Below are 14,641 nucleotides of genomic sequence, written 5' to 3' on the forward strand. Positions count from 1 at the left end.
CCGAGTCAGGAAGTTATATTGAGGTGAGAATCTCGGTAGGAAAGGGGAAAAGGTCCTTGGGATATGCGTTACTCCCAGTGTTTCATACGGACCTTATTTCGTGGGCACAAGTGCCGGTGGTTTCCAGCTCCCATTGAGCGCCTCCTCTTTAGGCCAATAAAGTCGCATCGCGACGTAGATCGGGCCGTCCGGGGCAGGGATCCAGTTCGACTCCTTATCTTTGCCAGGGGAATCCTTCTGGATATAGATCGTCAACGAGCCGTCGGCGTTCCTTTTCAGGTCGGGCAACATGGGCGTGTTGATGAGGTAGCGGTTGAGTGGGTTCGCGATGAGCAGTTGCGTCTTGCCGTCATACATAGTGACCGACCAAAAGGCATTTGTTGGTGGCAGTTGGCCTTTACTAAAGGTGAGAGTATAACGCTTGCTACTACAATCCGGCTTGTTCCCCTCGCTGTCCGTAGAGAGCAGGGGATAAAGTGCCTCGACTTCGTCATTGCCATAGATACCAGCCATTGCCGCAGCTGCTCTGAGAGTCCAATCCGCATTGTAGAAAGCCCGGTCACCTTGTGCCCCGCCGACACGCCAGCCATTCTCGTCTTTTCCCAGTGTGGAGACCTTCTGCTTGATCTTTGCGAGGCCGCTCAAGACGCCCGCTTTCAATGCCTCTTTTTGTTCTGCTGTCAGCCTGGCGAGCGGGAAGGGTTTACCAGCTTCGATGCCGATCTTGGCGAACTTTGCCCGCAGCGGCCTTTCAACCTCCGCTGTCCCTGTGGTGGGACAGAACTGCAGGATGAAATTTAAATAGGCGAATGGATCTGCCTCGGCCAACTTTTTGTCGATGGCTGGCCACTGAATCTCCGGTGCGGCGGCCGGAGTGGATTTGTTCAGATAGGAGGAAAGCGTCTGAACTTTGTAACCTGCCTGTATCTGCTTCACATTGTTGATGTCGTCCGGCCCAAAGAGTTGCGTGCGGTAAAGAACCAGGGAGAACTCAGTTTCGCATTGGAACACCTTTTTGATTCCCTCGGGCGTCGGGCCATTCCAACCCGGACCAGAGATCATATAGGTGCCCGCACCGTTGCCTGTTGCCCGGCTGCCGATGTAGCCGTAATTACAGGTATACATGTCAGCGAGCATCACGGAGTAATACCGATCCTTCTGCACTTCCGGAACGCTCAACACGAGGGGTTCGGTACGAAGGTCGGCCCATACGAATGAGTAGGGGGTGTCGCTGTTGGGCGTTACAACAGCCGTATCCTCTGGTGTGTAGACTCGCGCGGTGTTGTAGATCTGGTTGAATGCGGCTTTGTACTGGCCGGACTTCACATCCACTGCATACTCGTATAAAATCCCGTAACCCATGACCATTGGAAAGCTGTAGATAAAGGCCTCCTCTGTGATCGCCTTAATCTCTTCGACGGAAAGTTTTTCCTGGGCCATACAGGGCTGAGCCTCCCGCATCATGAAAGTCACTAAGAGGGGTATCGCTGCCAATTTCAGCAATTTCATAGTCATGGTCCACATTGAGGGGGTTGCTCAGGATTTTGATGAGCCCCGAACTGCACTCGCCGACGATTCTTGGCAGCGTTTTTAATTTCACGCACACCTAGTAATTAACGTTTTAACGTAAATTCTACCGGATTCGCGGAAGCCGGCCAACCGATTGCATGTTGTTTGGAAAAAACAAGAAAGTGATTGCTGCAAGATCCCATAATGTCATATTGCAGTGAAATCGTTCAGCACAACATTGCTGCCGCGGAATCGGAGGACAAGACGGCAACTGATTTGATCTCGCTGGTTTCCCGGTTGGACACTCGCGATATCCCACTTGTGCATCGTAATCGAAAATGGAGATTTCATTGAGTAATGTGGGATGGCCATTTAAACTTTGGTCTCCCATGAGAAGTCGCCAAGATACTTTACCACACAGGAGCGATCTTATAAGGCCGGTTTGACCAGGCTTCGCGGTAGATGCCTGGGCAACCCAGTCACAGGCGATGTCAAGGATGCCTGGTTGTTGAGGATATGGCCATCCGAATGGTTCCCGACGACCATGGCGATCTTGTCGAATCGAAACTCGGCGTATTTCTGGGCATATTGGAGTCGGTGTCTGCTGCCCGTGATTAACAGGACTGCGAACGCAGGGTTGCCAGCAGCGGGGGGAGTGCCCATTGGAAAATGAGAAAGCCCTTCGACGTTCTCGCCGAAGGGCTTCTTTCTGAAAATAGTCGGGATGACAGGATTTGAACCTGCGACTTCCTGGTCCCAAACCAGGTGCTCTAGCCAGGCTGAGCTACATCCCGAGTTGAACGAAGTTTAACGGTGATGGTCTGGCTGGTCAATTCGACCGAGGGGGAAAGATCTGCGGGAATTGCCGGTGGGGTAATTCCTGGGGGAGTGCCGGTTTCTGGAGATCTGCCGCCACCTGGTAAGCTGCTGGCCACTTCTGTTCAGAGAAAATCTGAGTTTTGGGTTATGCTGTTGGCCTGCAAGGAATTGCAGCCGGTCATGCAAGGCTCAGACAATTTCGCAAGGCAAGCTGTTTATTTGTGTGGAAGAACTCTTTGAATTCATGTCTCCAACGTGTATTCCCGGTATTCTGCTGTTCTCTCCAGAAAAATGGTAAGCTCAACGGCCCGACGAATTTTCACCCGCAGGATTGATCATTATGCGATTTTCGCCCCGCGATACCTCACACCGCCTCAGTAATCATGCTTTGGCGAAGGGCCTGTTGTTCAATCTGTTGAGCTCACTTCTCGTGATGTCGGGGTTTGGTCTGATCACTGATGTGGCGGTTGGGGCTGATCTCTTCGATAAGCACGATTTCTCATTGGTGAAGCAAGCTGCGAGCGAATTGTCTCCTGTGGCCCGGATATCGATGCAGGATGCTTCCAAATTGAAGCCACTCTCGGCGACGATCAGTACGCCGTGCCTCATTGTCAAAACGAGTGAAGGTAATTTTGCCAAGATGCTCGTCAGTTGGGGGTTTCGCAAGCATGGTGAAGATCGCCTGCCAGTCTTGTTGATTGAGCGCTTCGTGACTTATCGGGGTGATCGCCCCGATATGACGGCTGCAACGGGGAAGGATGTTCTCCTGTTCGCCGGGTTCGAGTTTGATTTTGATATTGGTCAGGTCGTGCCTGCCAAAGCCGGTGGTGACATTTCGTTCTCCGCAGAGAGTGTGCTAGAAGCCGTTCCGCCCGCAGCACTATTTACGTTGTCGAAATCACTTGTTTCCAGCGAAGGAACGTCCACAGCACCAGGAGGGGCTTCGAACGGACAAGGTTTCGCTGGTGAGTGGATAGTGAATGCTGACGATCGGTGGAATGGAGAGTGGTCACTCAAAGTTGATGGTGAGGGACGCATCCTGGGTAAGTTTGTTTCTGCAGAATCCCAAAACGCATACGACATCACCGGGAATGTCTCGGGGTTGCCGCACCAGGCGAGATTAGAAATTTTTCTGGCGAATACTCAAGTTTCTGTGGAGGCCTACCTCTGGTCGAATACTCAGAACGATATGGCCGGCGTGGTGACTGTGGCGGGGCGGAAATTTGGATTCTTCGCCCGCAGGGCTCAGGCAGATCGGGCAGCACCTCAGACGAAAGCTGAGAAGCAGGAATCAGCCCTAGGGAAAGGGGCTGGCGACAAGTAATCATGACATTTCGAGCCCTATCTGCTTTGGAGCAATGGCAGGATTCCCTCCAGGAGGACCTGCATCAACTGGAGGTGGGGAATCTCCGGCGTTATCGGCGGACTTTTGAACTGTTGCCTGATGGAAGTCTGCTGTCTGACGGGCAGCGTCTCGTAAACCTCTCGGGGAATGATTACCTCGGATTATCATACGAACCGCGTGTGATTGCCGCTGCCACGAAAGCGATGGAATCGACGGTCGGAGCAAGAGCCAGTGCTTTGGTGAGTGGTCGGTCCCATTGGCATGCTCAGTTGGAGAAGACAATTGCCGAGTTTGAAGGATGTGAAGATGCCCTCGTTTTCCCGACAGGGGTCGCTGCCAATGTGGGTGTGCTGACTGCACTGATCGGTGAAAATGATGTTGTCTATTGTGATCGACTGAATCATGCCAGTCTGGTCGACGGCTGCCGGCAGAGCGGAGGTCGATTCCGCATCTATCATCATCACGATCTGTCGAGTCTCAAGCGGCAATTGATGCAGCCGTTTGATGGTGGTCGCAGGTGGATTGTCACTGATGGTGTCTTCAGCATGGATGGAGATATTGCTCCACTGAGAGAGCTTTGTGAACTTGCTGAAGCATATGATGCTCTGGTGGTCGTGGATGAAGCTCATGGGACTGGAGTATTCGGCGAGCGGGGAAGAGGTGTCTGCGAATATCTGGATGTTGAGGATCGAGTCGCCTTAAAGATCGGGACACTCAGCAAGGCCATTGGTGCTCTGGGCGGGTTTGTGACTGGCAGGCGAGTGTTATGCGAATATTTGCTCAATCATGCCAGGACGCAGATTTATTCGACGGCTTTACCACAAGCAATCTGCGCAGCGGCTACGACAGCAATCGAGATTATCGGTCAGGAGCCAGAACGCAGACAGCGGTTGTGGCAACGGGTGGACTTTGTTCGCGAACGCATGATTGGCCTGGGCCTGTTGTCAGAAAAGAGTTTTCGCAGTCCAATTCTTTCATTAGTGCTGGCGGAGCCAGCTCATGTCGTGGAAGTGGCTCGCCAACTGGAGGTCGAAGGCTTTCTCGTCGCTGCAATTCGCCCGCCCACAGTTCCTCGGGGAACATCGCGTCTGAGGCTCAGTCTGCACAGTGAACTGAGCATTTCTGATCTGCAACAACTGAGTCAAGTTCTGGCTGGGATCCTTTCGAATGGATCAGAGCGAGTGAATTGACGGAAATGTCAAAGAGGTTGCAGGAAATAGCCTTCCGGACTGGAAACAGCAGGAAATTTCGTGTGATTTTGAACAATCGAAGAGTTTCTGGGAATTCAGGACTATTCAGCCACAATTTTTGGCGATAATCTCTCAGATGAAATTGATCACTGTCTGAAGTTTGCCTCTGAGTTCGTTTGGTATCTGTGGAACGAGTCGAAAATTTATTTCGACAATTTCCTAAAGATGATGCCGGGCATGTTTGATGCCCGACTATCCAGCACCGAGTTGCTTTGCGAGCAGTTGAGTTCGCCCAGCAATCTCTGAGAACAATGCACCACTTTCAGCCGTATCGATTATTTAATTGCTCCTCCTCAGGGTGGAGCTAAGGCTGTCTGGTTGAGTGCCTCAGGTCGTGCAAAAAGCGTTTTCTTCAGCTGTTAACTGCAGTTTACTGTTTGTGAAGCCAATTGTGAGTCGTTGCGGCTTGCAGTGGTGGAGCACCACAGTAGCGATCATTTTGCTGGTCAAGCTGGCTCTGCTGTTCAATATGTCAGCGGGGAATCTGTCAGTCGGACAGGGTTTTCCTTGTGCCTCGGTTGATGATCAGGCTGCTATTCATCTGATTCAAATGTCTGTTGTCCTTGCATTAACCGCAGGACTTTTCGAGATGTTCTTTCCCGACTTCATGAAACGGAAGAACATGTTTTCTCGCCACATGCGCCATGTGGTTCCTTTGTGTTTGGCAATGCTTTGCAGGCATTGTTCATCTCGTCGTCAAAGCGATTGTCGCTTTGGCCGTTTTTGTGTCGAGTCTCGCAATGACCGGTCCATCAGGATGTCGGCACTGCAGGCCGTCTCTTAGTCAGGACTGTCAGTCATGGGTACGAAGCTTTACGTCGGTAATTTGACTTACGATGTCAACAACAGTGGTCTTGAGCAGCTCTTTTCGAGCTTTGGCGAAGTTCGCTCAGCTCAGGTCGTCATGGATCGTGAAACTGGCCGCTCCAAGGGTTTTGGCTTCGTCGAATTCGGCGATTCACAATCTGCCAGCGACGCCATCAACGCGATGAATGGTAAGGACGTCAATGGCCGTGCCTTGACCGTTAACGAAGCTCGTCCACGCGAAGAACGCAGTGGTGGTTTCGGTGGTGGTGGTGGTGGTGGTGGAAGCCGTTTCGGCGGTCGCCGCTAAGGTTTCCGGCTGGTGCTTAGCGATGGATTCATGACAGATTCCTTCGATCCAGGCATAGTCAAAAATCAAAGCCTGCAGTAGGACTTGTTTCCCACTGCAGGCTTTTTCCGTTTCGAAGATCGCTCCCGGCTCAGTGAGCTCTGGGAGTTGAGCCAGGCCGACGTGGCTTGGTGCCGGGAGGGAGCCGCTTCGTTTCAAAGTTCGCTTCGGTTGTGGGAAGGACGATATTATTCTTCTTGTTTTAAGGCTGTTTCGAGGAATCTGGTTTCGCGGACGAAAGTATCAAAAGTGACTACCAGGGTTGTCTGGCGGACGTGTTCCTCATTCAAGTTCACAGAGGGTGGTTTGTGATTGCACCTTTGTTGCATGTGGTTCTTTACCAGCCTGACATTCCGCAGAATACGGGGAACATCGGCCGAACTTGTGTGGCTGTGGGTGCCAGGTTATGGCTGATCAGACCGTTGGGTTTTGTACTGGATGCCCGCCATTTGAAGCGTGCCGGGATGGACTACTGGCCAATGCTGGATTACGTCGTGGTCGATTCGTTGAATGATGTGCGAGAGCAGTTACCCGGCCACGACTTCTGGTATGTGGAGAATCCTGCACCGCGCAGAATCTGGGAGGCCGAATTCAAGCCCGGTAGTGTGCTGGTGTTTGGCAGCGAGTCGCGTGGATTGCCGCCGGCCGTGATTGAAGAATGCCGTGGCCAGATGATTGACCTGCCGATGAGGCCTGAAGTTCGCAGCCTGAATCTGGCCAGCACAGTCAATACAGCCGTCTATGAGGCCATCCGTCAGATCGGGCATGTGGGTTTGTAACCAACTTCGCCGCCGTAGCTCACTTTCGAGCAGGATTGCGGGAAAAAATTCCGATGCTTCGGATTTCTCACGGCAAAAAGTTCTGACGTATTCAAGTTAGGCTTTCTAGCGATGAGTCTTTCTGACTTGCCGTTGAATACTGCCGAGTTGGCGAATTTGCCGGTTGACAGTTATCGAGAAACAGATTGAGAAAATCTGCTTGAACTCGACATGTGAGCTAGGATTGCCACAGACTGAGATCTCATTGAAATCATCATTGCTGGAACATCTGCTGTGAGCATGCTGAGTCATTTTCGCAATCTGCTGCCTTCGTTTCTCAGACGGAAAGGCCAAGGTGCTGAGCTTTCCAGAGTTTCCAGCCGCACGTTGCATCGCACAGGAATGTTTTTGAGTCAGCACCTTTGGGTCTGGCCGATCATGGCCATCGTGCTGCTGATGGTGCTGGGATTTACAGTTCGGGTGGCAGTCGAATCGACCATGATGGCCAGCCTGCGATCGCAGCTGGAAACATTGCGGGATGTTGAAGCGGAAATGCTTTCGAATTGGCTGGATTCACAGCATTCGCTGGTTCTGACTCAGGCAAATGATCCCCAGTTACGGCAGATGATCTATCAGATTCTGAAGACTCGCCAGGCGGATTCGACGACAGCAGCGAAAGCCCAGGCATCGATCTCTTTGGGCGAACTGCGGGATCAATTGAAGCAGGAACTGCATCCAGCGATGTCAGCACAGAGATATACGATGTTTTCAGTCATCGATGACGAAGGAAAAGTGCTCATTTCTTCGCAACCGGAACTCGAAGGTGTTGATGATCTGGTGCCGGATCGATCGGTGATTCGGAAATTGTTCGACGGCAAAACGGTCGTGACACCACCGTTTCGAAGCCGTCACTCTTTACGAAATGAATCGGGAGAGAGGCTTACCAATCAGCCCACAATTCTGGTTTGTGCGCCAGTGCGTGATGCCAATTTTCAGGTGGTGGCAGCGCTTGTATTTCGAGTGGATCCTCGGGGTGAGTTCACCCGTATCATGCAATTGGGACGCATGGGACGGACAGGTGAGACGTATGCCTTTACCAAAGAAGGGGTCATGGCATCCAAGAGTCGATTCGATCCCGAACTGATGTTGCTGGGGCTCTTGCCAGATGAGAAAGATGCTGAGTCGCTGCTCTACCTTCAACTCAAAAATCCCGGCGGCGATATGACACGCGGATTTCGACCCAAAGTCAGACGTAGCGAATTGCCATTGACCTACGCCGCATCGGAAGCAATCGAAGGTCGTACTTTAAGCAATGTTGATGGAGTACCTGATTACCGCGGTGTCAATACCGTCGTCGCGGTGACATGGCTGCCAAAGCATGAATTGGGAATCTGCACCAAAATCGATGCGGACGAAGCGTATGGGCCGCTGATTATCCTTCGCTGGACAGCCTGGACGCTCTATGGACTCTTTGGCTTATCAACGATAGCGATCTTCGTCTTCACGATCATCGTCGCAAGATTAAATCGCAAGGCTCGTGAAGCAGCCCTCGATGCCAAACAGATTGGTCAGTATCGGCTGGAGGAAAAATTGGGTTCAGGAGGGATGGGGACGGTTTACAAAGGACAGCACGCTCTGTTGAGACGTCCCACAGCCATCAAGATGCTGAGTTTTGAGAAGACGAACGAGACTTCGATCGCCCGGTTCGAGCGTGAGGTGCAAATTACCTGCCAACTGAATCATCCCAATACCGTGGCAATTTATGATTATGGAAGAACACCCGAAGGAATCTTCTACTATGCCATGGAGTATCTGGATGGCATTGATCTGCAGCATTTAGTTGAGCGATATGGTCCACAGCCCGAAGGTCGCGTCGTATCGATCCTGAAGCAGGCCTGCGGTTCATTACAGGAAGCACATACACAAGGGCTGGTTCACCGCGATATTAAACCCGCCAATTTGATGTTGAACAGGCGCGGGGGAATTCCTGACTTGCTCAAAGTCCTGGACTTCGGATTGGTGAAGGCTATTGATGAAGACCGCCAGGCGAGCTTAACAGCTCATTCGGCTCTTACCGGGACACCACTCTATTTATCTCCGGAAGCGATTCAAACGCCGAATCTGGTCGATCACCGGACAGATATCTATGCCTTAGGGGCTGTTGGATATTTCCTGTTGACTGGAAAGCCAGTCTTCATGGGAGAAAATCTGGTGGATCTGTGCCGGATGCATATCAGTGAACCACCAGTTCCACCCTCTGAAAAACTGGGACAGCCGATCGATCAAACACTCGAACTGTTGATCATGTCCTGTCTGGAAAAGCAGCCATCCAAACGCCCCCAGTCCGCTCGGGAAATGTGCGAAAGGCTGGAACGTGTGGTGGCAGCGACAGAATGGGCCCTTATCGATGCAGAAACCTGGTGGGCCCGGCATTTAAGAATGACTGGAAAGGAATCCACGGGCTCATCGGCCAATTCGACATCGCAATACGGTACCAGTGGATCATCCTCTCAGTATGAGCGGACGATCATTTCCTGAAGTCTCTTGAGATCGTTTGTTTCGAAATGCAAAGACGGTGCGAAGAATGCTGAGTCAGGAACACTTCGCACCATCTGTCTGCAATCGATATTACGAATTGTAATTTATTGAAGCGTGAGTGGATCTCGCGTCCATTCCCCATTCTGCAGTCTCAAAAGACCGAGTGGATTCTGGTTTTGCAGGGCTGGAGGGAGCCGGTCGTCGCGGACATTGTCAAAACAATGCAGTGCCGCGAAGCGAGTGATTGACGCTGGCAGTCCGACAGCAGTAAATCCGGGATGCCCCGTCGCTGGAAACGGCCCGCCATGGTTCATCGCCGGAGAGACGGCAACGCCAGTCGGCATTTTATCGTTGAGCAGTCGTCCCACTTTCTGGCGGAGAATGCCGGCCAATTGAGTGTACGCCGCTTCGTCTTCTGTTGAGGACGTGGCCGAATAAATGGCCCCTGTCAGGTTACCTTCCAGAGCTTTCAGGCAGGCGGAAATCTCGGAGAGGTTTTCACACATCACAAAGAGAGCACCGTTGCCAAAGATCTCCGTCTGAAAGCCGGCAGCATTGGCCACGAATTGTTGTCCTGATACTTGCAGCAGCGTGTTCTCGCAAGTACAGGGGTTTGGCCCCGCACTACCACCGCAAAGAAGTTTGGCACCCAGGCTGGATAACGTTTCGACTCCTGAAAGGAAACTCCGTTGCACCCCCGGCCCAAGCATCGGTTGCGGAGTATTTGCCGTGAAAGATTTCACAACATTGGCGACAAACTGATCGGCGGTTGAATCAGAGATCAGGAATACGACACCGGGGTTGGTGCAGAACTGGCCCGAACCCATCAGGCAACTGGCAGCATATTCTGTGGCTAAAGCCTCGCCGCGTTCTGCCAAGGCACCGGGCAGGAAGACAACAGGGTTCACACTCGATAACTCGAGATAGATTGGCTTACCGACAGCATCAGCGGAAGATTTCAAATACAGCCCCGCATGCCGGCCACCGGTATAGCCAATAGCTCCCAAAAGTGGATGCGAAACCAGTTGTGCGCCATCCTCGTGGCTGGTTCGGTAAATCAATTGAACAAAGCCACTGGGCATGTGTGTTTCTTCAGCGGCAGCCTGGGCTTCTTCTGCGAAAAGCTGCGTCGTCCGAGGGTGAGACGAATGTCCTTTGGCAATTACAGGGTTCCCTGCGGCAACGGCTGCAGCAAAATCACCGCCTGCGATACTGTTGAAGGCAAAGGGGAAATTGTTGGGCCCAAAGACGGCCACCGGTCCAATCGGTGCCAGCGTCGAACGGATGTTGAGTTTGCCATCGATTGTGGGACGCATCCATGAACCTTCACGAGCCCAGTGAGCAGCCAGCTTGAGCTGGCTGACCGTGCGCGGAAGTTCGGCATCCGCGAGACGTGGTTTGACCGGCAGGGCAGTTTCGGCATGGGCAGCTGCGATCAGATCTTCCGCTCTGGCTTCAATTCGCTCGGCATAGCGCTCCAGGAATGCGGCAAAACGCTCACCGGGCCATGCTCGACACTCTTGAAAAGCGCGATCCGCAGAATGCAGGGCTTTATCAACTTCAAACCACGGACTGACTGGGAATTTCTCTTCCAAAGTTTCCCCAGTGCGAGGATTCATCGCATGGAATGTGGCGGCTCCTTCACTGGAAATCCAATGTCCGTCAATCAGCACTTTGGCAGTTGGCATTCATATCCCTTTGAAGGTCATGAGCGAATTCGGCAAATCGTTTTGCAGCTGTCGAAAATAGATTAACGGATTGCAGGCGCTTTGGGGTTCTTTACGGGCTGTTTTCTTGGACATTGGCCCCGCAAACTTGCATCTGTCAAATCGATAGTTGTGGATGCGATGTGGATTGTTTGCTTTTCAAAATGTTTACAAGGGCCGCAAGTTGTTATTTCAGGAAAAAATAAATCGAGACGATGAAGCCTGTGAAGATCACGAACCAGCGAATCAGTGAGCGAGGGAGTTTGCGTCCATAAGCTGCACCGAGCCAGCCGCCAATTGCCGCAGCCAGAATCATCGGCCAGGCCCAACCCCAGTCGATCTTGCCGCTCAATATGAAGATGATGACTGAGATGCCGTTGATGACAGAAGCGAGAATCGTTTTCAGAGCATTCATCTGGTGAATGTCCGGTATCCCCAGAAGTGAGAGCGAGCTCAGCATGAGAATGCCAATTCCTGCACCGAAGTAACCGCCATAAGTGGCCACAAGGAATTGAAAGACAAGCACGCCGCACAGCGTCCAGCCATGTGGCCTGGCGTGCGGCAGCCCGATTCCCATGACACGTGAGAGTGTCGGCTGCAGCAGAAACAGAAGCGTGGCCAAAAGAATGAGCCATGGAACAACGGTTTTGAAGAAAAGTTCAGGAAGCAGAATGAGCAGGAGTGATCCCGCTGCACCGCCGAGAATGCTGGGACCGAGGAGCAGCGCTCGCCATTCCCGGATCTCAGCCATTTCCCTGCGGTAGCCATAAGCACTTGCTATCGATCCGGGGAAGAGAGCCACCGTACTGGTCACGTTCGCGATCTTTCCTGCCTCAGCAGCCGTGCCCAGCACATTGGTCAACGTGGGGAAAGTGATCAACGTTCCGCCACCGGCAACGGCATTTACGACTCCCGCAGCGAGTGCTGCAGCGCTGAGTGAGATGAAATTCCACAGTTCTTCCAAGCAGGTGCCTCTTTACGAAAATTGCATGCATCGAGCAGGGACTGAATCGCAGCAGATCACTTTGGTGATGAATTCAAATCCCCGCAACCGAGGCATTCGTCGGTCGATCGAGAATGTAATCCAGATCTTACGAGTATTTCCCGGAACTTTCAGTGGCGGGTTCATGCCAAGGCATTACAGGCACAAATGATGTTTATGCAAAATTGTTGCAAAACTGTTTTGGTTGCGATATGTTACCATGAGCGAGGTTGGTGGTGTGCAATAAAGGGTTGGTCATGACTTCAAAGCTGCCTGTTACGGTGCTTTCCGGATTTCTGGGTGCGGGGAAAACAACACTTCTGAATCATGTACTGAGGAATCGAGAAGGGATGAAAGTCGCCGTCATCGTCAATGACATGGCGGAGATAAATGTCGATGGACAACTGATCAAAACCGGTGGGGCCGAGCTTTCGAAAGTTGAAGAGAAGCTGGTCGAATTCTCGAATGGATGTATTTGTTGCACATTGCGAGAAGATCTGTTGGCTGAAGTCAGCCGCCTGGCTCGTGAAGGGCGTTTTGATTATCTGCTCGTCGAATCCACGGGAATTTCTGAGCCGTTGCCTGTGGCTGAGACCTTTACGTTTGTCGATGAGCAGGGGGCTTCGCTCAGTGAAGTCGCCACGCTGGATACGCTGGTGACAGTGGTCGATGCCGTCAATTTTCCCAAAGAAATAGAATCCATCGAGACTCTCGCTGAACGCCGCATGGGGCTTGGTGATGACGATGATCGTGACGTCGCCCAATTGCTGATGGATCAGATCGAGTTCGCAAACGTGCTGATCATCAGCAAGTGCGATCTGGTAACAGCCGCGCAGTTGGAAGGGCTGGAATCGCTCCTGCACCAGCTCAATCCTGATGCGCGAATTGTGCGTGCCACACGTGGGCAGCTCCCTTTGAATGAGATCCTGAACACGCAGAGATTTTCGATGGATTGGGCCGGGCAATCGCAGGATTGGCTGGTTGTTCCTCGGGGTGCTGAAGTTTCGGAAAGTGAAACCTATGGCTTTGACAGCGTGATTTATCGTGCCCGGCGACCCTTTCACCCGGCTCGACTCTTCGAAGCCATACAAAGCCCGCTGTTTGACAGTATTGTGCGTTCGAAGGGAATTGTCTGGCTGGCCACAAGGCATGATTATGCCGGGCAATGGTCGCAAGCGGGAGGAGTGTTTGCTCTCGATCCTGCCGGAACATGGTTTGCCGCGATCGGTGGTCTCGATGATGTGGAAGATCCTGAAGAGCGAGCCGTCCTAGAGTGCCAATGGCAGGAACCTTTTGGCGATCGCCGACAGGAGCTGGTCCTGATTGGTCAGGGGCTGTCTGAGGAGGCTGTCTCGGAACTCCTTGATGATTGCTTACTCACAGATGAAGAAATCGAAGCAGGAAGTTCTGTCTGGTCGGCCTGGGAAGATCCTTTCACCCCATGGAATTTTGTGGACCAGGATGTGACAGGCTCGGACAAGTAACAGACACTGGGGCGTGGCAGGCTCGATGACTTCTCGATTCAGGCCATTCTGAAAAGCATGCCTCTGCTTTAGTGCGATGAGACTTGTTTTCTTTGGTGGGATCGTGCCGTTCCAGCAGGTCGTTTCCCTCGGTATGAGGTCGTGGTGCGCAAACTCATCGATAAGTCAAAATATCTGGGAGTTTCCAAAGAACCGCAACTTGCAGAGGTTGGGAGTATTTTTCGGCGGTTATGGTTGAGCTCGTCGGAAAGACAAACTCTTGATCGTGAACCGGGCTTGTCGCAAGGGGCGACATTCGATGAATCCAGAGCGATCGACCGTCAGCTTCGCGACTCACAGAAATTCATGATGAGTAAGTGCGGAGAAGAATTCGTCTCGGAGGTCTCGGAGCTTCTCGACTATTATTTGTGGTGCCTGGGTCAGGATATTCGCACAGAAGGGAATCTGTTACTGCGGGCCGGTGGACGAAAAGTTCCTTGCCCCAGGCCTCATCCCTGCAGCAGCCGCTATGAGTGGAACTTAGGTGAGAATCTGCTCGTACTGTGGGGCTTTGGAGTCTGCTTTGGAAATCCACATGATGGTCGGGTGATGCTGCGCCGATCAGGATTGGCACCACTCTTTCTGGTGGATGCTCGACGGATCGATTTTGGCTGGTCCACGGAAGAAATGCCCCCGCAAAGAACGGCCACAGAGGGTGAATGGCCGGCACTCAAAATGTTGTTAGGACGTCTCTTTGTTGCGCTCGCCGAACTCGAAAAATCGATCCTCTCCCAGGCTCTGCCAACCCATCGCGAGACCTGTTTTTCGAAATGGGACAAACGCAAGTTCTCAAACCCTCTGCAGCCCGGCCCCCAATGGTTGCGGCATGACATAACTCTTCAATCAATTGAGTAGTATTCTTGTGGTCACATGGATGACGTTGATTCAAGGACTTCAGGGGACGTGTTATCCCGAATACTTGAGTTATACCGATTATGCATGATTACGTTGGCATGTGTTGGTGGTTTGGGGTCTGTAAGAAAACTGCGAAGATGGTGCAGACCCTAATTGACGTAGCGTGTTTGACGACTTCATACTGCGAGATCGTCAGGAGGGCG

At 52.3% G+C, this 14,641-nt stretch carries 12 protein-coding genes and 1 tRNA gene; 9 read left to right on the forward strand and 4 right to left on the reverse strand.

What is annotated here, in order from left to right:
• Positions 1 to 93 precede the first annotated feature (93 nt).
• Positions 94 to 1,509, reverse strand: coding sequence for a DUF1254 domain-containing protein (locus PLIM_RS07595; protein WP_013109731.1), 1,416 nt, complete (start codon positions 1,507 to 1,509; stop codon positions 94 to 96).
• 719 nt (positions 1,510 to 2,228) lie between these two features.
• A tRNA-Pro gene (locus PLIM_RS07605) sits at positions 2,229 to 2,303 on the reverse strand.
• A gap of 19 nt (positions 2,304 to 2,322) precedes the next feature.
• On the opposite strand from PLIM_RS07605, the gene PLIM_RS07610 reads away from it, so the two are divergent.
• From PLIM_RS07610 to PLIM_RS07640, 7 genes are all read left to right on the forward strand, one after another.
• On the forward strand, positions 2,323 to 2,568 hold the full coding sequence (locus PLIM_RS07610) for a hypothetical protein (protein WP_148227024.1): 246 nt from the start codon (positions 2,323 to 2,325) through the stop codon (positions 2,566 to 2,568).
• Positions 2,569 to 2,668: 100 nt separating this feature from the next.
• A complete protein-coding gene (locus tag PLIM_RS07615; RefSeq protein WP_013109733.1) occupies positions 2,669 to 3,652 on the forward strand; it encodes a hypothetical protein in 984 nt (327 codons plus the stop codon).
• A 2-nt stretch (positions 3,653 to 3,654) separates the two neighbouring features.
• On the forward strand, positions 3,655 to 4,863 hold the full coding sequence (locus PLIM_RS07620; protein WP_013109734.1) for an aminotransferase class I/II-fold pyridoxal phosphate-dependent enzyme: 1,209 nt from the start codon (positions 3,655 to 3,657) through the stop codon (positions 4,861 to 4,863).
• Positions 4,864 to 5,245: 382 nt separating this feature from the next.
• Complete coding sequence (locus PLIM_RS07625) at positions 5,246 to 5,707, forward strand: hypothetical protein (RefSeq protein ID WP_148227025.1); 462 nt, start codon at positions 5,246 to 5,248, stop codon at positions 5,705 to 5,707.
• Positions 5,708 to 5,722: 15 nt separating this feature from the next.
• The gene (locus PLIM_RS07630; protein ID WP_013109735.1) at positions 5,723 to 6,037 is read left to right on the forward strand and encodes an RNA recognition motif domain-containing protein; all 315 of its coding nucleotides are present in this window, start codon (positions 5,723 to 5,725) and stop codon (positions 6,035 to 6,037) included.
• A gap of 347 nt (positions 6,038 to 6,384) precedes the next feature.
• Positions 6,385 to 6,855, forward strand: coding sequence for a tRNA (cytidine(34)-2'-O)-methyltransferase (locus PLIM_RS07635; protein WP_013109736.1), 471 nt, complete (start codon positions 6,385 to 6,387; stop codon positions 6,853 to 6,855).
• Positions 6,856 to 7,236: 381 nt separating this feature from the next.
• Positions 7,237 to 9,372, forward strand: coding sequence for a serine/threonine protein kinase (locus tag PLIM_RS07640; protein ID WP_390416243.1), 2,136 nt, complete (start codon positions 7,237 to 7,239; stop codon positions 9,370 to 9,372).
• Positions 9,373 to 9,476: 104 nt separating this feature from the next.
• Here PLIM_RS07640 and PLIM_RS07645 read toward each other — a convergent pair whose 3' ends face one another.
• Both PLIM_RS07645 and PLIM_RS07650 read right to left on the reverse strand, forming a co-directional pair.
• Entirely contained in the window at positions 9,477 to 11,060 is a 1,584-nt protein-coding gene (locus tag PLIM_RS07645; RefSeq protein ID WP_013109738.1) for an aldehyde dehydrogenase (NADP(+)), read from the reverse strand.
• Between the two features lie 205 nt (positions 11,061 to 11,265).
• Positions 11,266 to 12,042, reverse strand: a complete 777-nt coding sequence (locus tag PLIM_RS07650; protein WP_013109739.1) for a sulfite exporter TauE/SafE family protein — start codon at positions 12,040 to 12,042, stop codon at positions 11,266 to 11,268.
• Positions 12,043 to 12,317: 275 nt separating this feature from the next.
• On the opposite strand from PLIM_RS07650, the gene PLIM_RS07655 reads away from it, so the two are divergent.
• A complete protein-coding gene (locus tag PLIM_RS07655; protein ID WP_013109740.1) occupies positions 12,318 to 13,544 on the forward strand; it encodes a GTP-binding protein in 1,227 nt (408 codons plus the stop codon).
• A gap of 345 nt (positions 13,545 to 13,889) precedes the next feature.
• The gene (locus PLIM_RS22655) at positions 13,890 to 14,438 is read left to right on the forward strand and encodes a hypothetical protein (protein WP_148227027.1); all 549 of its coding nucleotides are present in this window, start codon (positions 13,890 to 13,892) and stop codon (positions 14,436 to 14,438) included.
• Positions 14,439 to 14,641 lie beyond the last annotated feature (203 nt).

Source organism: Planctopirus limnophila DSM 3776 (genome assembly GCF_000092105.1).
Classification (GTDB): Bacteria; Planctomycetota; Planctomycetia; order Planctomycetales; family Planctomycetaceae; genus Planctopirus; species Planctopirus limnophila.